This window comes from Ruegeria sp. SAZD011 (genome assembly GCF_059612545.1).
On record NZ_JBXWQU010000016.1, the window covers coordinates 12185 to 34837 of the forward strand.

At 64.4% G+C, this 22653-nt stretch carries 24 protein-coding genes and 1 other RNA gene; 9 read left to right on the forward strand and 16 right to left on the reverse strand.

Going from position 1 to position 22653, the window contains the following annotated elements; genetic code table 11:
* Window positions 1-7 precede the first annotated feature (7 nt).
* Window positions 8-1399 (reverse strand): magnesium transporter, encoded by a 1392-nt coding sequence (mgtE, locus tag AC2FLM_RS05385; protein WP_234139730.1) that lies wholly within the window; start codon window positions 1397-1399, stop codon window positions 8-10.
* 137 nt (window positions 1400-1536) lie between these two features.
* Here mgtE and guaD point away from each other — a divergent pair, with 137 nt between their 5' ends.
* Window positions 1537-2820, forward strand: a complete 1284-nt coding sequence (gene guaD, locus AC2FLM_RS05390) for a guanine deaminase (RefSeq protein WP_496856356.1) — start codon at window positions 1537-1539, stop codon at window positions 2818-2820.
* Window positions 2821-2900: 80 nt separating this feature from the next.
* Here guaD and AC2FLM_RS05395 read toward each other — a convergent pair whose 3' ends face one another.
* From AC2FLM_RS05395 to AC2FLM_RS05405, 3 genes are all read right to left on the reverse strand, one after another.
* Window positions 2901-4235, reverse strand: coding sequence for an 8-oxoguanine deaminase (locus AC2FLM_RS05395; protein ID WP_496856358.1), 1335 nt, complete (start codon window positions 4233-4235; stop codon window positions 2901-2903).
* Window positions 4236-4351: 116 nt separating this feature from the next.
* Window positions 4352-5143 (reverse strand): histidinol-phosphatase, encoded by a 792-nt coding sequence (gene hisN / locus AC2FLM_RS05400; RefSeq protein ID WP_496856360.1) that lies wholly within the window; start codon window positions 5141-5143, stop codon window positions 4352-4354.
* 49 nt (window positions 5144-5192) lie between these two features.
* Window positions 5193-5564, reverse strand: coding sequence for a helix-turn-helix domain-containing protein (locus tag AC2FLM_RS05405; RefSeq protein WP_234171405.1), 372 nt, complete (start codon window positions 5562-5564; stop codon window positions 5193-5195).
* Window positions 5565-5913: 349 nt separating this feature from the next.
* Between AC2FLM_RS05405 and AC2FLM_RS05410 the strand changes: the two genes are divergently transcribed.
* The gene (locus AC2FLM_RS05410) at window positions 5914-6870 is read left to right on the forward strand and encodes an NADPH:quinone oxidoreductase family protein (RefSeq protein WP_496856362.1); all 957 of its coding nucleotides are present in this window, start codon (window positions 5914-5916) and stop codon (window positions 6868-6870) included.
* A 161-nt stretch (window positions 6871-7031) separates the two neighbouring features.
* Here AC2FLM_RS05410 and AC2FLM_RS05415 read toward each other — a convergent pair whose 3' ends face one another.
* The gene (locus AC2FLM_RS05415; protein ID WP_234139724.1) at window positions 7032-7910 is read right to left on the reverse strand and encodes a LysR family transcriptional regulator; all 879 of its coding nucleotides are present in this window, start codon (window positions 7908-7910) and stop codon (window positions 7032-7034) included.
* 121 nt (window positions 7911-8031) lie between these two features.
* On the opposite strand from AC2FLM_RS05415, the gene AC2FLM_RS05420 reads away from it, so the two are divergent.
* Both AC2FLM_RS05420 and AC2FLM_RS05425 read left to right on the forward strand, forming a co-directional pair.
* Complete coding sequence (locus AC2FLM_RS05420) at window positions 8032-8241, forward strand: DUF1127 domain-containing protein (protein ID WP_234139723.1); 210 nt, start codon at window positions 8032-8034, stop codon at window positions 8239-8241.
* Window positions 8242-8423: 182 nt separating this feature from the next.
* The gene (locus tag AC2FLM_RS05425) at window positions 8424-9203 is read left to right on the forward strand and encodes a Bax inhibitor-1/YccA family protein (RefSeq protein ID WP_496856364.1); all 780 of its coding nucleotides are present in this window, start codon (window positions 8424-8426) and stop codon (window positions 9201-9203) included.
* A 70-nt stretch (window positions 9204-9273) separates the two neighbouring features.
* On the opposite strand, the gene AC2FLM_RS05430 is transcribed toward AC2FLM_RS05425, so the two are convergent.
* From AC2FLM_RS05430 to AC2FLM_RS05480, 11 genes are all read right to left on the reverse strand, one after another.
* Complete coding sequence (locus AC2FLM_RS05430; RefSeq protein ID WP_496856366.1) at window positions 9274-9783, reverse strand: hypothetical protein; 510 nt, start codon at window positions 9781-9783, stop codon at window positions 9274-9276.
* 145 nt (window positions 9784-9928) lie between these two features.
* Window positions 9929-10096 (reverse strand): 50S ribosomal protein L33, encoded by a 168-nt coding sequence (gene rpmG / locus AC2FLM_RS05435; RefSeq protein WP_007799108.1) that lies wholly within the window; start codon window positions 10094-10096, stop codon window positions 9929-9931.
* A 109-nt stretch (window positions 10097-10205) separates the two neighbouring features.
* Window positions 10206-10600, reverse strand: an RNA gene (rnpB, locus tag AC2FLM_RS05440) — RNase P RNA component class A.
* 84 nt (window positions 10601-10684) lie between these two features.
* On the reverse strand, window positions 10685-11359 hold the full coding sequence (locus AC2FLM_RS05445) for an N-acetylmuramoyl-L-alanine amidase (protein ID WP_496856368.1): 675 nt from the start codon (window positions 11357-11359) through the stop codon (window positions 10685-10687).
* A 6-nt stretch (window positions 11360-11365) separates the two neighbouring features.
* On the reverse strand, window positions 11366-12157 hold the full coding sequence (locus AC2FLM_RS05450; protein ID WP_496856370.1) for a hypothetical protein: 792 nt from the start codon (window positions 12155-12157) through the stop codon (window positions 11366-11368).
* A 35-nt stretch (window positions 12158-12192) separates the two neighbouring features.
* Window positions 12193-13680 (reverse strand): Asp-tRNA(Asn)/Glu-tRNA(Gln) amidotransferase subunit GatA, encoded by a 1488-nt coding sequence (gene gatA, locus AC2FLM_RS05455; RefSeq protein WP_496856372.1) that lies wholly within the window; start codon window positions 13678-13680, stop codon window positions 12193-12195.
* A gap of 3 nt (window positions 13681-13683) precedes the next feature.
* Window positions 13684-13971: an Asp-tRNA(Asn)/Glu-tRNA(Gln) amidotransferase subunit GatC gene (gene gatC, locus AC2FLM_RS05460; protein WP_234139717.1), complete on the reverse strand. Its 288-nt coding sequence runs from the start codon at window positions 13969-13971 to the stop codon at window positions 13684-13686.
* A 76-nt stretch (window positions 13972-14047) separates the two neighbouring features.
* Complete coding sequence (locus AC2FLM_RS05465) at window positions 14048-15202, reverse strand: MFS transporter (protein WP_496856375.1); 1155 nt, start codon at window positions 15200-15202, stop codon at window positions 14048-14050.
* 116 nt (window positions 15203-15318) lie between these two features.
* Window positions 15319-15801 carry a YHS domain-containing (seleno)protein gene (locus AC2FLM_RS05470; protein ID WP_234144756.1) on the reverse strand — a complete coding sequence of 161 codons (483 nt, stop codon included), beginning with the start codon at window positions 15799-15801 and terminating at the stop codon, window positions 15319-15321.
* A gap of 218 nt (window positions 15802-16019) precedes the next feature.
* The gene (locus AC2FLM_RS05475) at window positions 16020-17303 is read right to left on the reverse strand and encodes an FAD-dependent oxidoreductase (RefSeq protein ID WP_496856377.1); all 1284 of its coding nucleotides are present in this window, start codon (window positions 17301-17303) and stop codon (window positions 16020-16022) included.
* A 66-nt stretch (window positions 17304-17369) separates the two neighbouring features.
* A complete protein-coding gene (locus AC2FLM_RS05480; protein WP_234144754.1) occupies window positions 17370-18023 on the reverse strand; it encodes a ceramidase domain-containing protein in 654 nt (217 codons plus the stop codon).
* A gap of 57 nt (window positions 18024-18080) precedes the next feature.
* On the opposite strand from AC2FLM_RS05480, the gene AC2FLM_RS05485 reads away from it, so the two are divergent.
* Genes AC2FLM_RS05485 through AC2FLM_RS05505 form a run of 5 tightly spaced genes read left to right on the forward strand, consistent with a single transcriptional unit; the run spans window position 18081 to window position 22647 of the window.
* Entirely contained in the window at window positions 18081-18773 is a 693-nt protein-coding gene (locus tag AC2FLM_RS05485) for a metal-dependent hydrolase (RefSeq protein ID WP_496856380.1), read from the forward strand.
* A gap of 4 nt (window positions 18774-18777) precedes the next feature.
* Complete coding sequence (locus AC2FLM_RS05490; RefSeq protein ID WP_234139711.1) at window positions 18778-19749, forward strand: nuclear transport factor 2 family protein; 972 nt, start codon at window positions 18778-18780, stop codon at window positions 19747-19749.
* The gene (locus tag AC2FLM_RS05495; protein ID WP_496856382.1) at window positions 19746-20717 is read left to right on the forward strand and encodes an adenylate/guanylate cyclase domain-containing protein; all 972 of its coding nucleotides are present in this window, start codon (window positions 19746-19748) and stop codon (window positions 20715-20717) included. The genes AC2FLM_RS05490 and AC2FLM_RS05495 overlap by 4 nt, the downstream gene beginning before the upstream one ends.
* On the forward strand, window positions 20714-21688 hold the full coding sequence (locus AC2FLM_RS05500) for an adenylate/guanylate cyclase domain-containing protein (protein WP_496856384.1): 975 nt from the start codon (window positions 20714-20716) through the stop codon (window positions 21686-21688). The genes AC2FLM_RS05495 and AC2FLM_RS05500 overlap by 4 nt, the downstream gene beginning before the upstream one ends.
* Complete coding sequence (locus tag AC2FLM_RS05505) at window positions 21685-22647, forward strand: nuclear transport factor 2 family protein (protein ID WP_496856386.1); 963 nt, start codon at window positions 21685-21687, stop codon at window positions 22645-22647. The genes AC2FLM_RS05500 and AC2FLM_RS05505 overlap by 4 nt, the downstream gene beginning before the upstream one ends.
* Window positions 22648-22653: the final 6 nt, after the last annotated feature.

Here is a 22653-nt window from a genome sequence, read left to right on the forward strand (position 1 = left end):
ACCCCTCCTAGAGCAGAAAGACGGAAGCCAGCCCCAGAAAGGCAAAGAACCCGACAACATCCGTCACCGTGGTCACGAAGGTGCCCGAGGCCAGCGCCGGGTCGATCCCGACCTTTTCAAGAAGCACCGGAATCCCGGCCCCGGCAAGCCCGGCCACGACCAGATTGACCACCATTGCGGCAGCGATCACCGGGCCCAGCAGTGGCAGGCCAAACCAGACATGGCCCACGATCCCCATGACCACCGCAAAGACCGCGCCATTGACCAGCCCCACCAAAACCTCGCGCCGCAGCACCCGGCCCAGGTTGGACCCGGTCAGGTCGCGGGTGGCCAGCGCGCGCACCGCTACCGTCAGGCTCTGGGTGCCGGCATTGCCGCCCATCGAAGCGACGATCGGCATCAGCACGGCCAGCGCCACCACGTTGGCGATCGTGCTTTCGAAGATCGAGATCACCAGCGAGGCCAGGATGGCTGTCGCCAGGTTCACCGCCAGCCAGGGCAGGCGCTGTCTGGTGGTTTCCAGCACGGTATCCGACAGGCTGCTTTCACCGACACCGGCCAGACGCAGGATGTCCTCTTCGTGCTCTTCGTCCAGCACGATCATGGCGTCGTCGATGGTAATCACACCCACCAACCGCCCCTCGGCATCCACCACCGGGGCCGAGATCAGGTGATACTGGTTGAAGGCATAGGCCACATCCTCTTCGTCCTGATCGGCGGGGATGATCTGGAAGGTCTCTTCGGCCAACGTGCTCAGCGGCACCTCGCGCCGGGCCGACATGATCCGGCCCAGCGTCACATTGCCCACCGGGTGCAGGCGCGGGTCGACCAGGACCACGTGATAGAACTGGTCTGGCAAGTCGTCCGACCCCCGCATGAAGTCGATGACCTCGCCCACCGACCAATGTTCGGGGGCCATCACCACCTCGCGCTGCATCAGACGCCCGGCAGAGCCCTCGGGATAGGCCAGCGCCTGTTCAACCGCGACCCGGTCGGCATCCTCGAGCGCGTCGAGGATGGTTTCATGGTCGCTTTCTTCGAGGTCTTCGAGCAGGTCGACCACATCGTCGCTGTCAAGCTCACGCACTGCCTCGGCCAGAACGTCGGGGTTGAGCAGGCGAACCACTTCTTCGCGGATGCCCTCGTCGAGTTCCGAAAGGATCTCGCCATCGAATTCGCGGTCGTAGAGCCGGATCAGCTGAGCCCGGTCGAAGCTATTGATCTGCTCGAGCAGGTCGGCGATGTCGGCCGCATGCAGCGGCTCCATCAACTCGATCAGGCGATCTCGATTTTCTTCTTCGACCGCATCGAGAATCTCGGCCACGAGATCGAGGTCGATCTCATAAGCATCCTCTTCACGGGGCTTTTCAAGATCGGGTGTGTCGATACCTGGTGTCATGGCTACGCCCTATGCCAATTGGCAGCAAATTTGAAGAAGCAGCTATCAGAAAACAATGACAATGCCACAATTTACCGCCGCGGCGCGAATGTTCTAGGGTAGCGTCCGTTTTGTACCGAGCGAAGGAGATGCGGACCATGACCGGCAAGACGATCCTCAGGGGACAAGTCCTGTCCTTTGCCCGCTCCCCGTTCGAAGACGCGCCCACGGATGCGGTGCGGGTTGACGAGGCGGTTCTGATCGACGGCTCGCATATCGCGTCCGTCGGCACGCTGGAGGCGATGCGCAGAGCGGCACCGGGGGCGAGTGAGATCGACCACGGGTCGCGTGTCGTCCTGGCCGGATTCGTGGATGCGCATGTGCATTATCCCCAGACCGCGATGATCGCGAGTTGGGGCAAGCGCCTGATCGACTGGCTCAACACCTATACCTTTCCCGAGGAGCGCAAGTTCGCCGATCCGGCCTATGCCTCCGAGATCGCCGCGCGCTATCTGGACCTGACGGCGGCGCATGGCACCACCACCATGTGCAGTTTCTGCACCATCCATCCCGAGAGCGTGGAGGCCTTCTTTACCGAGGCGCAGGCGCGCGGGCAGCGGGTGGTGGCTGGCAAGACCTGCATGGACCGCAACGCGCCCGAATTCCTGCGCGACACGGCGCAGAGCGCCTATGACCAGTCCAGGGCACTTTTGCAGAAGTGGCACGGGGTCGATCGGATCTCCTACGCGATCACGCCCCGGTTTTCGCCCACTTCCACACCGGAACAGCTCGACGCGATGGGTGAACTCTGGGCCGAGCATCCCGACTGCCTGATGCAGACCCATCTGAGCGAGCAGACCGACGAAATAGAATGGGTCAAGGGCCTCTACCCCGAGGCGCGCGACTATCTGGACACGTACGAGCAGCACGGGCTCTTGGGCGGGCGCGGGCTCTATGGCCATGCCATCCACCTGGAGAAGCGCGAGCGTGACCGGCTGCGCGAACATGGCGCCGGGCTGATCCATTGCCCGACCTCCAACACCTTCATCGGCTCGGGCCTTTTCGACATGGCCGGGCTGATGGCTGAGGGGCAGCGGATCGGGCTGGCCACCGATACCGGTGGCGGGTCCAGCTTTTCGATGCTGCGCACCATGGCGGCGGCCTATGAGATCGGCCAGTTGCGCGGCGTGCCGCTCCATGCTGCGCAACTGATCTGGCTGGCCACCCAAGGCTCGGCCCGGGCGCTGCGGATGGATCACCAGATCGGCAATATCGCGGCCGGGATGGAGGCCGATCTGGTGGTGCTAGACCTCGCCTCGACCCCCGCCATCGCCCAGCGCAGCGCCGTGGCGGACGACCTGTGGGAAGCGCTGTTCCCGACCATCATGATGGGCGATGACCGCGCTATCGCCGAGGTCTGGATCGGCGGCAGACGAGTCTGACCGCCCTCTCGGCGGGCGAAAGATTTTTCGTCGAAAAATCTTTGCCTCCGGCGGGAGTATTTTTTGCGAAATGAAGAGGTTCAGCCCATCAGCGCGCGGGCAAGGCGGTTTTGCCGTTCGATCATGCGCGGCAGGTCGATAGTGGTGATCTGGCCGTCGCGCACGATCTGGCGGCCTTCGACAAACAGGTGTCTGACCCGGGTAGGTCCGGCCAGCAGCAGCGCGGCGGGGTCCCAGCTGCCGGCACAGTCGATGCCCGAGACATCCCAGATCGCGATATCGGCGCGTTTGCCCAGCTCCAGCCGGCCGCAATCGGGGCGGCCCAGCACATCGGCGCCGCCGCGGGTGGCGATCTCGAGCGCCTCGCGGGCAGACATGGCATCAGCGCCCCGCGCAACCCGTTGCAGCAGCATCGCCTGGCGCGCCTCTGCCATCAGGTTGCCGCTATCGTTGCTGGCCGAACCATCGACCCCCAGCCCCACCGGCACGCCCGCGTCGCGCATTCCCCGGACCGGGGCGATGCCGCTGCCAAGACGGCAGTTGGAACAGGGGCAATGGGCGATGCCGGTGCGCGTGCGGGCGAAAAGGTCGATCTCGGCCCCGTCCAGCTTGACGCAATGGGCGTGCCAGACATCCGGTCCAGTCCAGCCCAGATCCTCGGCATATTGACCGGGACGGCAGCCGAACTGCGCCAGACTATAGGCGATATCCTCGTCATTTTCAGCCAGATGGGTGTGCAGCATCACGCCCTTGTCGCGCGCCAGCAGGGCGGCGTCGCGCATCAGGTCGCGGCTGACCGAAAAGGGCGAACAGGGGGCAAGGCCCACGCGGCACATGCTGCCCTCGCCCGCGTCGTGAAAGGTATCGACCACCCGGATCATGTCGTCCAGGATCGCGGCCTCGCCCTCGACCAACGTATCGGGCGGCAGGCCGCCTGCGCTTTCGCCGATGCTCATGGCACCCCTTGTGGGGTGAAAGCGCAGGCCCAGCTCGGCCGCGGCGGCGATGGTATCGTCCAGCCGCGCGCCATTGGGGTAAAGGTAGAGGTGATCGGAACTGAGCGTGCAGCCCGACAGCGCCAGCTCGGCCAGCCCGATCTGGGCCGAGACAAACATTTCTTCGGGGCCGAAGCGCGCCCAGATCGGATAGAGCGTCTTGAGCCAGCCAAACAGCAGCGCGTCCTGCCCGCCCGGCACCGCACGCGTGAGGCTCTGGTACAGATGGTGATGCGTGTTCACCAGACCGGGTGTCACCACGCAACCGCGTGCTTCGTGCACCTCGCCAACCGTGGCGAGGTTCGGCCCGATCGCGGCCACGACCCCGTCGCGGATCAGGATATCCTCGCCGACCAGCTCACGGCGGCCCGCATCCATTGTCAGAATGGTATCGGCATTTCGAATCAGATGTTCGGTCATGGTGCACACTTCCCCTGTCGGGCCCGCTTCATAGGAAGTGTGTCAGGCCGGCGGAAAACGGGCTAAAGAACCGGCTGGAGGAATGCTAGGCCCGGCGCTGGTCGGTTGCAAGACCCTCAGACCCCGCTCAGGAACTCCAGCGCGGCGCTGTGCAGCTGCGGATTGGCTGCTGCAAGGGCCCGCCCGCCCGCATGTGCGGGACCACCCCGCCAATCGGTGACGATGCCGCCTGCGGCCTCGATCAAGGCGATGGGCGCCTGGATATCCACCGCCTTCAGCCCCGCCTCAATGACCAGATCAACCAGTCCCGCCGCCAGCAAAGCATAGGCATAGCAATCCATGCCGTAGCGGGTCAGCTTGACCCGGCTCGACACGGCACGGAACGCCGCCTCTTCTTCGGTGCTGCCAAGTTCGGGAAAGGTGGTGAACAGGACCGCGTCGGACAGATCGGTGCTTTGCCGCGTGGCCAATGCCTGCCGCCCCAGCGGTCCGGTCACATAGGCGCCATCGGGCGTTCCGACAAAGCGTTCGCGGATATAGGGCTGGTCCACGATGCCGAGAAACGGGCCGCGCGCATCCGACAGGGCGATCAAGACCCCCCAGGTCGGCGTGCCCGAGATGAAGCCACGCGTGCCATCAATCGGGTCCAGAACCCAGACGCGGCCCGATCGTCCCTCGACCGCATCGAACTCCTCACCATGGATACCGTCGTCGGGACGCAGCTGGGCAAGGATATCGCGCATTGCCAATTCTGCGGCACGATCCGCCTCGGTCACCGGATCGAATCCGGTATCCAGCTTGTTTTCGGCGCCAAGGTCAACCCGACGAAAATAGGGAAGGATCGCCGCACGAGCGGCATCAGCCAGTTTTTCGGCGATTTCTAGATCGGAGAAGTCAGCAGGTTTCATGACGATGCATTGCCACCCGCCGCTCCGATTTGCAATATGCTGGCGCGGCTCAGGCCACGTCGCTCAACACACGGGCCAGTTCGAACAGGCGCCGACGCTGGTTTTCAGGGATGGCATAATAGGAGCGCACAAGGTCCAGCGCCTCTTTGTCCCCCATCAGGTCCGCGGGCACGCTCGGCTTTTCGGCGACCTCCTTGTCGGCCTCCTCCAGGCCTTCGAAGAAGAAGCTGACCGGAACGTCCAGCGCTTCGGCAATATCCCACAGGCGGGACGCGCTGACGCGATTGGCACCGGTTTCGTATTTCTGAATTTGCTGAAACTTGATGCCGACCTGCTCGGCCAGCTGTTGCTGGGTCATGCCGATCAGCCAGCGGCGGTGTCGCACGCGCTTGCCCACGTGAACGTCGACAGGATGGGTCATTCGATTTCTCCTCTGTTACACTGACAACCGCCCGGGCATCGGCACAAAGGGTACGGCCTGTCGCAACCATCTGACACGGCCATTTAATTTTTCCCTAATATCGTTGAGCGACCCGAACCGCACCGGCTAGGAATATGCCGAAATTCGCAACTAAATTCAAGTTGGTTGAACGCAGGGCGCCCTCCTGCACCCTAGGTTGTGGCGAAAAACCACCGATACAACTCCTGAAAGGTAACGCAAGGGAACCCGCAGAACCGCGATGCGACGCCCAAGCCCTCGCCTGTCCCACCGCAGTTTGACACCGGCGCCCCGGTCAGTCTTTATGTCCGAAAATCAAGAGGAAGCGGTAATGCGCTCATTCACCGTGCAAAGCGCCGGCACCCCTGCGCAACTGATCGACCAACCGGTACCCGAACCGGGGCTGGGCCAGGTCCGGATCGATATTCGCGCCTGTGGTCTGAATTTCGCGGATCTGCTGATGCAAAAGGGCACCTATCAGGATACCCCGCCCGCGCCATTCACCCTGGGAATGGAGGTTGCAGGCACGATCAGCGCGCTCGGAGCCGGTGTTTCACACCTGAATATCGGTGACCGAATCGCGGTTTACGCAGGCCAGGGCGGACTGGCCGAGCACGGGGTTTTCGACGCGGAGCGTGCCCTGCCCCTGCCTGACGCCATGAGTTTCGAACACGCCGCCGCCTTCCAGATCGCCTATGGCACCAGCCATATGGCGCTCGATCACCGCGCCCGCCTGCAACCGGGCGAGACGCTGCTGGTCACCGGTGCCGCCGGCGGCGTTGGCCTGACTGCGGTCGAGATCGGCAAACTCATGGGTGCGCGGGTGATCGCGCAGGCCCGTGGCGCAGACAAGCTCGAGATCGCCCGCCAGGCCGGGGCCGATATCCTGATCGACGCCGATGAGGATCTGCGCGCCCGCCTGCTGGACCTGGGCGGCGTCGATGTCGTCTATGACGCGATCGGGGGCGATGTTTTCAAAGCCGCTTTCCGCGCCGCCAATCCCGAGGCGCGTCTGCTGCCCATCGGCTTTGCCGGCGGCGAGGTGCCGCAAATCCCCGCCAATCACCTGCTGGTCAAGAATCTCACCGTGATCGGGTTCTACATCGGCGGTTATCTGAAGTTCCGCCCCGAGGTGATCCGGGACAGTTTCCAGACCCTGCTCGACTGGTACCAGCAGGGGCGCCTGCACCCGCATGTCAGCCATGTCCTGCCCCTCGAACGCGCCGCCGAAGGGCTGGAGCTTCTGCGCAGCCGAACCGCCACCGGCAAGGTCGTCATCACCCCCTGACGGTCGCTTCTTTCTGGTCGCAAATACTCCCGCCGGAGGCGCCACCGCCGCCACATACACTGTCTTGGAGGTGGCATGTCGCGGCGCGACACGCGCCGAGGAGGAGGCACGACGACGAGATATCGTCTTGCGCCGCAGGCGCACCGCTTGGCAGCGCTCGTTCAACTCACCGCGCGCAGATGGCCATTGCCCATCTTGGCAAAGTTCTGGCGAACCAGGTCCACCAGGGCATCGACGATCTGTCCCTTGCCGTCCTTGCCGCCGTAAAGATTGATCTTGTGCGAGGGCAGCACCGGCAGCGCATCGGACTCGATCTGCGCCAGATGCGGCGCGGCAGTGCCTTCCAGCATCGCATGCACCGCGAGATCGGCCGACACGGTCGCCTCGATGGTGCGGTCGTTCTCGGTCTCGACCGACAGTTCCCAGGGGATATTCGCCGCATCCAGCGCCGCGATCACGCTGGCACGGAACAGACAGCGCCTTCCCAGCGCCAGTTTCAGCGGCCGTTGCCGCCAGGCCGAGCCCCCCGCCGCGCCGATCCAGCGCAGGGGCAGTTCCGCAATCGTCTCGCAATGATCGCCACCCCCCGGTTCAGTGGTCAGGATCACGTCGCATTCGCCACGTTCGTACTGCTCTTTCAGCCAGGAGGTATAGCAGGACAAGAGTTGCACCCGCACCCGCGGATAAGCGGCGTTGAACTGCTGGAGCACGCGCGGGATCGCCGGATAGACAATATCGTGCGGCACGCCCAGCACCACCTCGCCCTCGAATGCCTGATCGGTCAGCCGTGCGATCACCTCGTCATTCATCGCCACCATACGGCGGGCATAGGCCAGCAGTTGCTCACCCGAGGCGGTCAGCGCAATGCCGCGCCCACTGCGGTCCAGAAGTTGCAGATCCAAGAGTTCCTCCAGCCGCTTTATCTGCATGGAGACCGCCGACTGCGTCAGGTGCAGGAACCCTGCGGCCCGGGTGACGCCGCCACTGTCGGCCACGGCCACGAAACTGCGCAGGGTTGTGATGTCGAGGTTGCGTATCATTCCAAACCTTGATGGGTGAGTTCAAAAACATTCGTTTCTATAATGAAGCATATCCCACCATATCTATCAAGGAAATTGATTGTCACCCGAACTCACATCACGAAATCAGAAAGGACACGTCATGGCCTTTGTCACCGCCTCGCACCCCTGCCGGCCCGCACCCCGATCCCGGCTTGCCGTATTCTACGACCTTCTGGCGCTGCGCCGCCAACGTCAGGAGTTGCGGCACCTCGACGACCGGGCGCTCGAAGACATGGGGATCACCCGCGCCGAGGCCCGGACCGAGGCCGCGAGACCGTTCTGGGATGCCCCGCATCACTGGCTGAAATAGGCCCGAACAGCAGTTTCAACTCTTCCCCTGCCTTGGCCCGCCCCGCGCGGGTCATTTTTTCGGGTGGATTGAGCGTAAATCCGACTCGGAAATACTTGAATTCACGGGTCCGCTCTCCGATATTTGACGGGAATGCCGCAGGGTAGCCCTTGCGGCCCGAGTTTGATTTCAGGGAGACTCAAATGGCTCAATTCGACACGATCCGGTCCACTACTGCCGGTTCGCGCGCTGCCCAGATCGACGAGGGCCTGCGCGCCCATATGAACAAAGTCTACGGCACCATGTCCGTGGGCATGCTGATCACCTTTGCCGCGGCCTGGGCGATTTCGGGTCTGGCGGTGACCACCGATCCCAGCGCGGCCGTGGCCCAGCTGAGCGCCGATAAATACCTGACCCAGATCGGCTATTCGCTTTACGCCTCGCCGCTGAAATGGGTGATCATGTTTGCCCCGCTGGCTTTTGTCTTTGGCTTCGGCGCAGCCGTGAACCGGTTGTCGGCTGCCGCCGCACAGCTCATCTTCTACGTCTTCGCCCTGGTGATGGGTCTGTCGATCAGCTCGATCTTCCTGATCTTCACCGGCCAGTCGATCATTCAGGTGTTCCTGGTCACGGCCATCGCCTTTGCCGGTCTGTCGCTTTACGGCTACACGACCAAGAAGGACCTCAGCGCCATGGGAACCTTCCTGCTGATGGGGGTGATCGGGCTGGTCGTGGCATCGGTGATCAACATCTTCGTGGCCTCCTCGGCCATGACCTTTGCGATCTCGGTGATCGGCGTGCTGATCTTTGCCGGCCTCACCGCCTATGACACGCAGAACATCAAGACCACCTACCTGCAAATGGCCCATTCGGGCGATCAGGAATGGCTGGGCAAGGCCGCCATCATGGGCGCGCTGAGCCTCTATCTGGACTTCATCAACATGTTCATGTTCCTGCTGCAACTGCTGGGCAACCGCGAATAAGCAGGCAACATCCGGAACTGCGAAGGGCGGGGATTTCCCCGCCCTTTTTCGTTGCGCCCCGCGGTTGCGCTCAGCGGCAGTCGAGCGGCACTGCCAGCCCGGTGGTCCGCCTGGAGGAACCGGCCTGATAGACCTGCACACCGGCCAGACACCCCGTCAGGCGCGGGACCGACTGGGCAAAGGCGGCATCCGCGCCCTCGGGCAGGCGGTCGATCCCGTCCTCAGGCGTGCGCAGAACCGCAAAGAGCACATTGTTCACTTCGACCGTGCTGAGAAACAGGTCGAGCGTTCCGCTTCCAACCTCGACGGCGGTCTTTGGGCTGCGCCCTCCGGCGGCAATGGCGACACCTGCCAGGCTGGCGATATCGCCCTGCTCGCTGCGCAGGCGCTGAACCGGCTTGCCAGCCAGTTCCGCCGGTACGCTGAGGCGGCGGGCCACGTAATCGGCCGAGCCCTTTTCAGCGGTAAAGGTCTTGGGCTCGCCGTCGATGCCGGTAAACCCGACCCCCTCGCGGTGCCACAGGCTGGCGCAGGCGGACAGGGACATCAGGGCAAGGGCGGGCAGCAGGATTTTCTTCATGACCGTCATGGGGTTGGTGGCAGACGCTGCAAGCCTAGCCCCGCCGGACCCGCAAAGGCAAGCGGCCCGTGCGCCATGCGTCGGTCAAAACGAACAGGGCCGCCCCGAAAGGAGCGGCCCCGTCAAACGTTCAGAAAGAACAAGATTACTTGATCTTGCCTTCCTTGTACTCGACATGCTTGCGCACAACCGGATCGTACTTACGCACGGTCATTTTTTCGGTCATCGTACGCGCGTTCTTCTTGGTCACGTAGAAGTGGCCCGTGCCCGCGGTCGAGTTCAGACGGATCTTGATGGTCGTCGGCTTCGCCATGGTTATCTCCTGCGTCCGAAAAGGCAGGGGCCTTTCGGTTGAATTCTGTCCTGAGGCTGCGCTTTTACCCGGCGTGTGGGCCGAGTCAATAGGGCGAGCCCGAGAAAATGCGCGCGGAGGGCCTGTAAGCCGGATTCTGTTCCGGGGTTGCCCCCTTCGATGACCATTCCTCTGGTGCGCCTGTTGCCAGGCGCCTCTAGCTGCCAACCCGACCCCTCTCGGCTGAAGCGGCCTAGCGGAGGTATCGGCCGAAACCGACGCGTCCCGCGCGGGGGTCCTATTTGGCATTGCTCCCGGTGGGGCTTGCCGTGCCGCCCCTGTTGCCAGGGGCGCGGTGGGCTCTTACCCCACCGTTTCACCCTTGCCGCGACCTGCGCGGCGGACTGTTCTCTGTGGCGCTTTCCGTCGGGTTTCCCCGCCCGGGCGTTACCCGGCACCGCTGCTTCATGGAGTCCGGACTTTCCTCGCGGGAGTCGCCCCCCACGCGGCCATCCGGCCCTCCGCGCGAGATCGCAGTTAGGCGCTGGCGGAGGAGAGGTCAAGAGGCGGGCGGAAAAGGGGCGCTGCCCCTCTTGGCCTGCGGCCAATTCACCCCGGAGTATTTTCAGCGGAATGAAGGGGCAAGGCGGCCAGATCCGCGGCGCAGAGCGGGCCGCGGCCCCAGGGGCGGTAGCGCAGCCGCAGGGCCGCCAGCAGCGTCTCGTCATCGGCAGGCGCGGTGAAACCTACCGCACAGGCAGCGGCGCGCAGGTGCTCGGGTGTGGGGTCGTCTGCGCATGTCTCGCTTCCCGACCTCTCGGCGAGACCAAGCCGGGCGAGGCGGGCCCAGTCGAATCGCGGGCCGGGATCGCATTTGCGCCCGGGCGCCATGTCGGAATGACCGATCACGCCTGTGGGTGGGATAGACCAGCGGCGCAAGATATCCGTCAGCAGGCCATCCAGCGTGGCCATCTGTGGCGCCGAGAACGGGTGATCGCCGCGGTTGTCGAGCTCGATCCCGATGGAGCGTGAATTGATGTCATCCAGCCCCTGCCATTCCCCTACGCCTGCATGCCAGGCGCGGTCGGCCTCGTTCACCATCTGCCAAAGCCTTCCATCGGCACCGATCAGGTAATGGGCCGAAACCTCGGCCACCGGGTCGCAGAGCCGCTCAAGCGCCGCCTCGGCGCTGTCCATGGCGGTATAATGCAGCACCACCAGCGACGGGGTCAGCGCGTCGCGGCGGGGTCCGAAATTGGGAGAGGGGTGCCAGTGCGGAGTCACGCCGCCCTAGTTCTGTACTGCGCGGCGGAACGGCGCCGGATCCCAACCACAGGCATAACCATCGCCATCCGGGTCCAGCCCCTTGCGGTCGCGCTGCGGGCCACCGTTGGACAGGAACTCGATCTGGGCCTGGTCAGGTGAGGGGAAGGCGGCGCAATTGCGCTCGGCCTTGGCGGCGAGGTTGAACCCGGCGCGGCTATAGACCTGGGTGCCTTTGGGGTGGCTGGTCGACAGCGCGTATTGCACCACATTTGGGGTGCCATCCGCGTCGCGCTGAGGCAGCGCCGTGGGAGCGACCACCTGATAGGAGGCGCGATTCTGGGCGATGCGTTCGGCATCGCTTTGAATCGACTCGCGGCTGGCAACGGCCTGGAAATCCTGCTCGTCGGAGATACCGGGATTGCTGACGAGTGCGGGCGCCGGGTTCGAGGGGCTGGCCTCGACCGGGGCGACGCCGGAATTGCCATTGGCGGCGGCCAGCGCCGCCGCGGTTTCACGGGCGATATCGTCCGCTGTGTCACCAGATTGCGGTACATAGGCTGCGGTCTGGGCGGTGGTCTGAACCGGGACCGCGGTGGCTGGGTCGACCGTCGGGGATCCGGCGGGCGGCAAACCTTCGCTGGACACCGCCGAGGGCGGGATCAGCGGATCGCCGGTCACCGTCTGACCCTGAAGCACCGCGTCGCGCTGGGCCTGGTATTCGGGTGTGTTGAAACCGACCCCGGCCGCCGAATCCGGCACTGCCGGATCACAGGCCGCAAGCACCCCGATCACGGGGACAAGATAGAATACGCGCATTGTTGCCGTCCTGCTCTTTTGCTTTGCCGACAGGTTTACCACCATTTTGCGGGCTTGGCCACAAAGCCCGCCGCCTGTTCCAGCGCATAGGCCGTATTCAGCAGATCGCCTTCCTCCCACGGGCGGCCGATCAGTTGCAGGCCCAAGGGCAGCCCCTGCTTGTCAAGCCCGGCAGGTACCGACACGCCGGGCAGGCCAGCGAGGTTCACGGTGACGGTGAACACGTCGTTGAGATACATCTGCACCGGATCGGCATCCGCCATCTCGCCCAGGCCAAAGGCCGCCGAAGGGGTGGCGGGAGTCAGGATCGCATCGACCCCGGCAGCGAACACATCCTCGAAGTCCTTCTTGATCAGGCTGCGCACCTTGCGGGCGCGGTTGTAATAGGCGTCGTAAAAGCCCGCCGACAGCACATAGGTGCCGACCATGACCCGGCGCTGCACCTCGTGTCCGAACCCTTCGGCGCGGGTTTTCTCGTACATCTCGGTGATGCCGTCGCCCTGCGCCAGCTTGGCCCGGTGGCCATAGCGGACCCCGTCATAGCGGGCGAGGTTCGACGACGCCTCGGCAGGCGCGATCACGTAATAGGTGGGCAGCGCGTATTTGGTATGCGGCAGCGAGATGTCGCGGATCTCGGCCCCGGCGGCGCGCAGCATCTCGGTGCCTTGCTGCCACAGCGCCTCGATCTCTTCGGGCATGCCGTCCATGCGGTATTCGCGCGGGATGCCGATCACCTTGCCGCGGATATCGCCGGTCAGCATCGCCTCGAAATCGGGCACCGCCAGATCGGCGCTGGTCGAATCCTTGGGGTCGTGGCCGCACATCGCCTCGAGCATGATGGCGGCGTCGCGCACGTCCTTGGTCATCGGCCCGGCCTGATCCAGCGAGCTGGCAAAGGCCACGATGCCCCAGCGCGAGCAGCGCCCATAGGTCGGCTTGATGCCGGTGATGCCGACAAAGGCGGCAGGCTGGCGGATCGAGCCGCCGGTATCGGTGCCGGTCGCAGCCAGGCACAGATCGGCGGCCACGGCGGCGGCGGAGCCACCGGAGGAGCCGCCCGGCGTCAGCGCCGCGTCGTCATTGCCGCGCCGCCAGGGGTTGACCGCATTGCCATAGCACGAGGTCTCGTTGGACGAGCCCATGGCGAACTCGTCCATGTTGAGCTTGCCCAGCATGACGGCGCCCGCATCGGCCAGTTGCTGGCTGACGGTGGATTCGTATTCCGGCTTGAACCCTTCAAGGATACGGCTGGCCGCCTGAGACGGCACGCCCCTGGTGCAGAACAGGTCCTTGATGCCGATCGGCAGGCCGCACATCTTGGGTGCATCGCCCGATTGCAACCGCACATCGGCGGCTATTGCACGCTCCAGCGCGATCTCGGGGGTCTTGTGGACAAAGGCGTTCAGCGCCCCTGCCCCTTCGATGGCGGCAAGGCAGGCTTCGGTCAGCGCGAACGAGGTGGTCTCGCCCTTGCGCAGCGCATCGCGCGCCTGGGCCAGCGTCAGCGTGTTCAGATCGCTCATGTCTTACTCCACCACCTTGGGAACCGCGAAAAACCCCTCGCGCGCGTCGGGCGCGTTGGACAGGACCTTGGCCTGCTGATTGCCATCGGTCACCCCGTCGGCACGGCGCTTCAGCCGCATCGGCGTCACCGAGACCATCGGCTCGACGCCCTCGACATCCACCTCGTTCAGTTGCTCGATGAAACCGAGGATGGTGTTGAATTCGGCGGCGAGCGCCGGCAGCGCGTCTTCGTCCACCTTGATCCGGGCCAGCTTGGCCACTTTGGCGGCGGTGCTTTGGTCAATCGACATCGGTTTCCCTCATCTGCGTCAGGCCCGCATTTACCGCCCCATGGGCGCGGTCGCAAGGGCAACGGAAAGGCGATGGTCAGCCGCGCCGCCTGCGCAGATAGGCCAGCGCCGCCATTGCCGCGAAAATCAGCGCCAGAACCCCGGCAAAACCGCCATTGCCGGTCAGTTGCATTGCCGCACCGGTGATCGGCCCGCCGATCATGCCACCCATACCAAAGGCGATGGCAAAGACGGCATTTCCCGCCACCAGGTCGCTGCCACTGAACCGGTCACCCAGTTCCGACATCGCCATCGTGTACAGGCCCCCAGCCGTGGCGCCAAAGACAAAGAGCACGCCCAGAAACAACGGCAACCGGTCAGGCAGGCCGGGCAACAGCAATGCGCCCAGCGCGGTCAAAACGGCACACAGCACCATCACCTGCCGACGCGAGGTCCGGTCCGACAGCCATCCGATGGGGATCTGCAACACCGTGTTGCCCAGGAACGCCACCGACAGGGCTGAGGTTGCTACCGCCACCGTCAGCCCCGCCGCCAGGCCAAAGACCGGGAACAGCGACAGCATCGCGCCCTCCCAGAAGGCATAGACGCAGATCGCCGCCAGCAGGGTCGGCGCCCGGCGCAGAAACCCCAGCGGCGACACCGGCGCCTCGTCCGAGACATCCGGCGCATGGGCGCGCACCGCCAGCACCACACCGATGGCCAAGACACAGCACGCCGCGCCGACGGCAAAGGGCGCAAACCCCTGGAACCCGATCAGCGCCAGCGTGAACGGCCCCGCACCAAAGCCCACAGACAGAGCGGTGGCATAGATGCCCACCACCCGGCCGCGCGTCTCGGGGCGGGCGAGCTGGTTGATCCAGGTCTCCGATACGATGAAGATGCCTACGTCGGCCATGCCCAGCGCCAGCCGCAGCACCAGAAAGGCGCCAAAGGACCGGGTCAGCCCCAGCGCCACGATCAAGAGCGCCGACAGCAGCAGCGAGCCGACGGCCACCTGCCAGCTTCCGAATCGCTCGATCAGGCGCGGGTAAAAGGGCGAGGCGATCATGATCCCCAGCGGCGTCATCGCCGCGTTGACCCCGATGGCGGCCTCGCTGGTGCCCTGATCCTCCAGCACCAGCGACAAGAGCGGAAAGCTGAGGCCAACGGTCAGCGCAAAGATGGTGGTGCAGGCTATCGCGCCCGCGATCCCGGCGCGCCGCGCCTTGTCGGTCATAACCGCCGCCGTCATCACTCACTCCCAATGCGTCCGCGCAGATGACCGGCGCGCACAGCAAAGGTCAAGCGACCGAACACGAAACGGCCCGCGCGAGAGGTCGCGCGGGCCGGTCCGGGGTGCGGGCGGGATCAGAGATCCTTGGCCGCCTTGTGCTCGATCTTGGTCCAGTTGGCCGCCGCCTTGGCGATGGTGCCAGCCTTGTCCTGCTCGAACATCTTGTAGATTTCCTCGTTCAGAAAGACATAGAGCTTGCCGTCGACCACGGCGGCATAGTTCGGGTCGCCGTCGAATTTCTTGCCCACCGAGACGCCAAAGGTGCAGAAGCCGCCGTTCTGCACGGAGTAGTGATCGGGGTTGGCCTGGAACGCCTTGAGGTTCTTCTCGGAGGCAAAATAATAGGCCACGCCGTCATGCACGGCGGTATGCGCGGCCTTGCCTTCGCGGTTCTTGCCCTTGTCGAGCAGTGCGACCGGGTCCGAACCATGCAGGCCCAGCGGCGCGCCAGCGGCGGTCAGGCCGGGCACCACGTTGATTTCATCGGCGGCCATGGCCGGGCCAAAGGCGAGCAGGGCCGACAGGGCGGCGGCGGTGAAGGTGATCATGCGAGGCATCGTTTGGTTTCCTTTCAGTTGGCTGATATCGCCCGGCCAGTTGACTGGCGGGTGTGTCAGGAAACTGCATCACAACGCGCCCGGCGTGAATGTTCACCCGTTCAATCACCATGACTGATCGTTCAAACAATTGAACGAATGGCAAAGCATTATGACCAATCAAAGATGGAAAATACAGATTTCAGAATGCTTATGAACACTTATTGATATCAGCGCGGTCACCCAAGGCGCGAAACCCCTTGCCGGATCAGCATTACCACCAGCTCGGCACGATCCACCTGCTGAACCGGAATGCCATCGCGGATCGCCAGATGCGCCGCCGTTCCGGTGGCCTGTCCCATCGCCATGCATTGCGGCATCCCCCGGACCGAGGCAAAGGCCACCAGATCGGCCGACAGGATGCGCCCCGCGAACATCAGGTTCACAACCGCTTTCGGCAACAGCGACCGGAAAGGGATGGTGTAATAGTCGCCGCGCTCGACCATGGCGTCATGGGTCATCTGATCCGAGGTGCGCATCACATCGTCGATCGGATTGTCACAGGCGACGATCCCGTCGGCAAACTTGGTGCCCGCCGCCAGATCGGCGCCGGTGACCTTGTACACCCCTTCCAGCTTGCGGGTCTCGCGCACACCCACGGTCGGACCCAGCTGCGACATATGCGCGGCCTCGAAGCCCGGCACATCCGAACGCAGGAACTGGGCCAGTTGCAGGCAACGCCGCCGCCCCTCTTGCGTCGCGCGGGTCACATCGGCGGGGTTGGTGCCATCCACCCCGCGAATGGCGACCGAGTTGCAGAAGACCGTGCCGCGATGGAACCCCTTCATCAGGTAGAGCTGCGCCAGATGTGGATGCAGCCGCCCCTCGGCAATCCCCTTGGCGGCGTAGCGGCGGAAATATGGATCGTTCTCGGCAAATACCCGGTCCCAATCGGCGCCCTCCATGAAAAATGACAGGGTCACCGCCATCATGTTGCCCTGCCCGTCGCCCAGCGTGAAGGGCACCCCCGCCTTGGCCGAGATGTCGCCATCGCCGGAACAGTCGATCACGATCCGCGCCGCAATCCGCTGTGGTCCGCGCCGGTCAAAGAACTCGACCGCGGCGATGCGGTCCCCCTCCATCACTGGTGCAATGGCCACCGCGCCCAGGAACACCCGCACGCCCGCCTCTTCCAGCATCTCGAACATCATCGTGGTGGCGGCGTCGTGATCGTACTGGATCTCGGGGCCGAAGTTTTCCAGCGTGCAGGGCCGCTTCTCGGCCATCGGCGGGTCCATCGCCATCAGTCGGTCGGTCAGTTCCTGCATCAGCCCGCCGATGCTCTCATCCTGCGGATAGGCCGCGCCCCAGGGCATGCCGGGACAGAACGCCATGACCCCGCCCACCTTGGTCCCGGCCTCGAGCAGCACCACATCGAGCCCCAGCCGTCCCGCTGTCACCGCCGCACCAAAGCCCGCGGTGCCGCCGCCGACCACCAGAACATCTGCCGTCAGATCGCCCATATCCGCCTCTCCCCGTTTCAGCGGCCCATATCGGCGGTCCAAACCGGTTCCGTCAATCCCGGAAACTCAGGCTCGGATCCCGCGCCGATGACGATGATAGACCTCGATCATCCAGCCCAGCATGAGCGCGTTCAACAGATGCCAGAGGAAATGGGTACCCAGAGGCCAGCCCCCACACAGCGGATCGTCCAGCGCCCGAAACGTGATCGAAAGAACAAGAATCCCCGCGCCCAGCGCCAGACCGCGGGCCAGCGCGGGCGCCCGGCGGTGCAACAGGGCGGCATAGACCAGGATCAGAAACGGGATCGGCGCATAGGCCGCCGACCCGCCGAGGCCCGGAAACAACCCGAACAGCGGCACCGTGGCAGCGGCATACGGAAAGAAGCCCCCCGTCAGCAGCAGCGCCTGCGGCATGCGCAGGCCCCATCCGGCGCGGTTGATCGCATAGATATAGATCAGCACATAGGCCACGATGGGCAGCGTATCGGCCAGTGCGGCCCAGACCTGCGCATAAGTGTGGAACAGGAAACTGCCCAGCCCGATCAGCGCCAGTACAGCGATCAGTGCCGCCTCGATCCGGTCACGCGCGCCCCGCGTGCGCCACCACATCAGTACGGCCGCCAGCACAAAGGCAAGGTTGGTCACAGCGTTCACCGGCTCGGCCCAGTATCCCGGCCCCAGCCTTTCGCAATAGCCGTCGATTTCGCGCAACCAATCCATGGATTTTCATTTAGCGGATGCTAGGGTGAAACCAAGACATATCAGGGAGAAAGACACATGAAGATCATCTGGCTGGGACATGGCAGTTTCCGGATCGAGAGCGGCGACGCCGTGCTGCTGGTCGATCCCTGGCTCAATGGCAACCCCTCCCTGTCCGAGGATCAGCATGACGCCGCCGTCATGGGCGCCACCCATATCCTGCTGACCCATACCCATTTCGACCATGTGGTCGATGTGCTGCCGCTGGCACGTCTGCTCAAGGTGCCGGTGGTGGGGCAATACGATCTGATGGGCTATTGGAGCGAGGCCGAAGAGATCGAGACCGTGGGATTCAACAAGGGTGGCACGGTGACCCTGAACGGGGTGCGGGTATCGATGGTGCCGGCCTCGCACAGCTCGACCTTCACCACGCCGGAGGGGCTGCGCAGCGGCGGGTCCGAGGTGGGCTACATGATCGCCGCCGAGGGGCATGTGGTCTATCTGTCGGGCGATACCGGCATCATGGCCGACATGGACTGGATGGGGGATTATTACAAACCCGGTATCGGCATTCTCAGTGCCGGGGGCCATTTCACCATGGACATGCAGGGCGCGGCATATGCCGCCAAGCGCTATTTCGACTTCAAGACGGTGATCCCCTGCCACTACCGCACCTTCCCGATCCTGGAACAGTCGGCCCAGGCCCTGATCGACGGTCTGCCCGGTGTCGACGTAATCGAGCCACAGGTGATGCAACCCATCGACGTCTGACACCATGGCCGCCATCACCCCCTCGCCCGAGCTTGGCGCCATCGTCCGCCGGTGGCTGCGGTCCTATGCGTCGGGGGACAACGTGACCGTGACCAACCTGTTCTCGGACGATCCGGCGCTGGGCTACATTGGTTCGTCCCATGGGGAGATCTGGCGCGGCGACACGCTGCGCCGGGGCATGGCACGCTATATGCAGGACATCCCCAGCTTTGCCTGGGACCGGGACGAGTTTCGCGGTTTTGAATGCGGTGAACTGGGCTGGGTCGAATGGTTCGGTGAAAGGGTCTCGCTGGATACCGGCAAGGAGATCACCTTTCGCTCCACCTTTGTGCTGCACCTGGAACAGGGCGTCTGGCGGATCGTGCATGTGCACAACTCGAACCCGGTCTCGAACATGGAGGCGCTGGGATACGAATCGCGCGGCTTCGAGGACCTGCTTGAAGCCGCACTTGCCACCCCCGCCGAGTTCACGCGCACAGGCCTTGCAACGATCATGTTCACCGACATCGCGGACAGTTCGGTGCTGGCCGAAACCCTGGGCGACACCAGTTGGTCGGTCGCGGTCAGCAGGCACCTGAAACAGGTCGAAGTCATCGTGACAGATCATGGTGGCACACTGGTCAAGACGCTGGGTGACGGCACCATGTCGGCCTTCGCCTCGGCCTCGGGCGCGCTGACGGCGGCCGCAGAGCTGCAACGGACCATCTCCGCCAGCGAGGACGAGCCGCAGTTGCGCATCCGGGTCGGCCTGCACACGGGCGATCTGGTCGAACAGGACGGCGACATGTTCGGAACCGTCGTCAACAAGGCCGCACGGGTCGCCGCACTGACCGCACCCGGAGAAATCTGTCTGTCGGACGCCACCCGCATCATGGTCGGTGGCGCCCGGAGGTTCCGGTTCTCGCCGCCTGTCGAAGTCGCCCTGAAGGGACTGGACGGACGGCATGTGACCCACAGGCTGGAGTGGCGGGAGTGAGCGTGTCGATCCAGCCCAGTCCCGAGATTGCCGCCATCGCACGGCGCTGGCACGAAGCCTATGCCGGCGGTGATAGCGCCACGATGGTTAACCTGCTGACGGATGACGCGCTGTTGTATTACGTCGGCACCGCCCCCGAAGAAATCGGCCGGGGGCCAGAGTTCCGGCATGCCTTTGGCCGGTTCGTCGAGGCGCATCCCCCGATGCGCCTGCGCTTCACTTCGATCGACGGTTTTGCCTGTGGTCCGGCGGGCTGGTCGATCACGGTGCACGAGGCCGAGGCACCCGATGGGACCGCCGCCGAGGTGCGCACAACCCTGATCTTTCACCTGCAACAGGGCCAGTGGCGCATCGCGCATGTCCATAACTCGATCCCACGAACCAATACCGAAGGTCTGGGGCGAGAGCTTGCGCGCTTCGACGACCTGTTGGACGCCGCCCTGTCCGGGACCGAGACACCGGACCGAACCGGGCTGGCAACGATCATGTTCACCGATATCGCCGACAGCACTGCCATCGCGGTCGCCCTGGGCGACGCGCCGTGGTCGAAAGCGGTCAAGGCCCATATCGGCAAGATGAGGCAGCTGGTCGAGGGTCTGGGCGGGACATTGATCAAGTCGCTTGGCGACGGCACCATGTCCAGCTTTCCCTCGGCCCGCGCCGCGCTGTCGGCCGCCACAGCCGCCCAAACGGCAATGGACGCGGCCGAGAGCGAACCCCGGCTGCGTATCCGCATCGGCCTGCATACCGGAGACCTGATCGCCGGCGACAGCGACGTTTTCGGCACCGTGGTCAACAAGGCTGCCCGCATCGCCGCCCTTGCCGGGCCGGGGGAAATCCGGGTCTCGGATGCCACCCGTCTGATGGTCGGCGATAGTGGCGGATTTGCCTTTGCCGATCCCGCAACCGTGGGGCTGCGCGGGCTTGACGGCGAACATGTTATCCACCGGCTGGAGTGGCGCGGATGAGTGGCGTGGTCGCCTCTCCCGAACTGCTGGCCATTGCCCGGCGCTGGATCGACGCGATTCCCAACAGGCGGCCAAACGATCTGCGCAACCTGCTGACCGAACGCGAATACCTGCGCTTTGTCGGAACCGGAGAGAACGAGAACTGGGCCGGCCCATCGGTACGCGAGGGGATCGGAGATTTCTTCGGGGACATTCCCGATCTGATCAGACATGACGAGACCTTTGCCGAAGCTTACGAACACAACGGAACCGGCTGGGCTTGCATGTGTCATGAACTGGTTTTTGCCCCCCAGCCCGACCGGGTGTTCCAGATCCGTTCAACCCTGATCTTCACGCTCGAGGACGGCGCGTGGAAGATCGTGCATCGCCATGGATCGGTCCCAATCCCGAACATGGATTTCACCGGTGCCGCACAGACGGCCATCGCCGATCTGGTCGCCGCCGCGAAACAGGGGTTCTCGCTGGATCAGCGCGAGGGCTTCGCCTCGGTCATGTTCACCGACATCGTCAATTCCTCGCGCCTGGCCTCGGCCATGGGCGACCGGCTGTGGTCATCCGAGGTGGCCCGTCATTTCAAGACGCTGCGCGAGATCATCGAGGCGCGGGGCGGACAGTTCGTCAAATCGCTGGGCGATGGCACCATGTCGAGCTTTCCCTCACCCGAACAGGGGTTGCGCGCCGCGCAGGCAATATTGCGCGCGACCGAGGCCTCGGACGGCCCCGCCATCGCCCTGCGGATCGGCATTCATACCGGCGAGGTGATCCAGACCCGCGAGGATTTCTTTGGCACCGTGGTCAACAAGGCCGCCCGCATCGCCGCCGCCGCGGCGCCGGGCGAGATCGTGATTTCCGGCGATACCCGCGACTTGACCGGCGCGGTGAAGGGCGTGGTCATTCACCCGCCGACAGACATCCCGCTCAAAGGTTTCGACGGCCTGCACCGGGTCCACCGGCTGGAGTGGCGAACATGATCCAGCGCTCGCCCGAGATCGAGGCCATCGTCCGCCGCTGGACCACCCTGATCCGCAGCCACAAGGTGGCCGACCTGCCACATTACCTGTCGCAATCCGACGCGCTGGTCTATATCGGCAGCGCCGCTGGCGAGCTCTGGCGCGGGCAGCTGGTGCGCGACGGCATCGCGGACCATCTGGCCGAGGTCCCCGATTTCATCGAAGAGGACATCGAGATCGAAGCCTATGAGCATGGCGAAACCGGCTGGGCCAGTTATCAGAGCAACTACACCTTTTCCAGCACCGGCAGCCGGGGCACGCATCGGGTGACCTTTGTCTTTGTGCTGGAACGCGGCAGCTGGAAGATGGTGCAGCACCATATCTCGCAGGCCGACTCGAACCGCGACAAGCTGGGGATCGAACACACCGCCTTTCAGCGCCTGATCGCGGCGGCCCAGGCCGGATCGCACCGGTTCGGCACCGGCGGGCTTGCCACCATCATGTTCACCGATATCGTCGACAGTTCGGCCCTGGCCGCAGCCATGGGCGATGCGGAATGGGTGCGCCTGATCGACGCTCATTTCCGCCGGGTCGAGGCAATCGTGACCGAGCATGGCGGGACGTTGGTCAAATCGCTGGGCGACGGCACAATGTCATCCTTTCAATCCGCCACCGGCGCAGTCCGCGCCGCCTCGGCCATTCGGGCCGGGACGCAAGGCTCGCGCCTTGCCCTACGCATCGGCCTGCATACCGGCGAAGTGGTCGAAAACCGAGGCGATTTCTTTGGCACCGTGGTGAACAAGGCCGCCCGCATCGCCTCTTTTGCCGGAGCGGGAGACATCCTGTTGTCTGACGCAACCCGCAACATGGTCGGGTCGCAGCATGATTTCGACTATTCCGATTCCATCGCTACCCCGCTCAAGGGGCTCGAGGGCGATCATGTCCTCTATCGCCTGACCGGGCGCCCGGAACCTCTGTAGGAAGGA

What these genes read in the sequence shown, in the direction of transcription:
- gatC (WP_234139717.1), bottom strand. Translation starts at nt 13,971, where the DNA reads ATGTCGATTGACCAAAGCACCGCCGCCAAAGTGGCCAAGCTGGCCCGG.
- guaD (WP_496856356.1), top strand. Translation starts at nt 1,537, where the DNA reads ATGACCGGCAAGACGATCCTCAGGGGACAAGTCCTGTCCTTTGCCCGC.
- AC2FLM_RS05410 (WP_496856362.1), top strand. Translation starts at nt 5,914, where the DNA reads ATGCGCTCATTCACCGTGCAAAGCGCCGGCACCCCTGCGCAACTGATC.
- AC2FLM_RS05500 (WP_496856384.1), top strand. Translation starts at nt 20,714, where the DNA reads ATGAGTGGCGTGGTCGCCTCTCCCGAACTGCTGGCCATTGCCCGGCGC.
- AC2FLM_RS05470 (WP_234144756.1), bottom strand. Translation starts at nt 15,801, where the DNA reads ATGCCTCGCATGATCACCTTCACCGCCGCCGCCCTGTCGGCCCTGCTC.
- AC2FLM_RS05465 (WP_496856375.1), bottom strand. Translation starts at nt 15,202, where the DNA reads ATGACGGCGGCGGTTATGACCGACAAGGCGCGGCGCGCCGGGATCGCG.
- AC2FLM_RS05430 (WP_496856366.1), bottom strand. Translation starts at nt 9,783, where the DNA reads ATGAAGAAAATCCTGCTGCCCGCCCTTGCCCTGATGTCCCTGTCCGCC.
- AC2FLM_RS05405 (WP_234171405.1), bottom strand. Translation starts at nt 5,564, where the DNA reads ATGACCCATCCTGTCGACGTTCACGTGGGCAAGCGCGTGCGACACCGC.
- hisN (WP_496856360.1), bottom strand. Translation starts at nt 5,143, where the DNA reads ATGAAACCTGCTGACTTCTCCGATCTAGAAATCGCCGAAAAACTGGCT.
- mgtE (WP_234139730.1), bottom strand. Translation starts at nt 1,399, where the DNA reads ATGACACCAGGTATCGACACACCCGATCTTGAAAAGCCCCGTGAAGAG.
- AC2FLM_RS05480 (WP_234144754.1), bottom strand. Translation starts at nt 18,023, where the DNA reads ATGGATTGGTTGCGCGAAATCGACGGCTATTGCGAAAGGCTGGGGCCG.
- AC2FLM_RS05415 (WP_234139724.1), bottom strand. Translation starts at nt 7,910, where the DNA reads ATGATACGCAACCTCGACATCACAACCCTGCGCAGTTTCGTGGCCGTG.
- AC2FLM_RS05425 (WP_496856364.1), top strand. Translation starts at nt 8,424, where the DNA reads ATGGCTCAATTCGACACGATCCGGTCCACTACTGCCGGTTCGCGCGCT.
- AC2FLM_RS05475 (WP_496856377.1), bottom strand. Translation starts at nt 17,303, where the DNA reads ATGGGCGATCTGACGGCAGATGTTCTGGTGGTCGGCGGCGGCACCGCG.
- gatA (WP_496856372.1), bottom strand. Translation starts at nt 13,680, where the DNA reads ATGAGCGATCTGAACACGCTGACGCTGGCCCAGGCGCGCGATGCGCTG.
- AC2FLM_RS05485 (WP_496856380.1), top strand. Translation starts at nt 18,081, where the DNA reads ATGAAGATCATCTGGCTGGGACATGGCAGTTTCCGGATCGAGAGCGGC.
- rpmG (WP_007799108.1), bottom strand. Translation starts at nt 10,096, where the DNA reads ATGGCGAAGCCGACGACCATCAAGATCCGTCTGAACTCGACCGCGGGC.
- AC2FLM_RS05450 (WP_496856370.1), bottom strand. Translation starts at nt 12,157, where the DNA reads ATGCGCGTATTCTATCTTGTCCCCGTGATCGGGGTGCTTGCGGCCTGT.
- AC2FLM_RS05490 (WP_234139711.1), top strand. Translation starts at nt 18,778, where the DNA reads ATGGCCGCCATCACCCCCTCGCCCGAGCTTGGCGCCATCGTCCGCCGG.
- AC2FLM_RS05395 (WP_496856358.1), bottom strand. Translation starts at nt 4,235, where the DNA reads ATGACCGAACATCTGATTCGAAATGCCGATACCATTCTGACAATGGAT.
- AC2FLM_RS05505 (WP_496856386.1), top strand. Translation starts at nt 21,685, where the DNA reads ATGATCCAGCGCTCGCCCGAGATCGAGGCCATCGTCCGCCGCTGGACC.
- AC2FLM_RS05420 (WP_234139723.1), top strand. Translation starts at nt 8,032, where the DNA reads ATGGCCTTTGTCACCGCCTCGCACCCCTGCCGGCCCGCACCCCGATCC.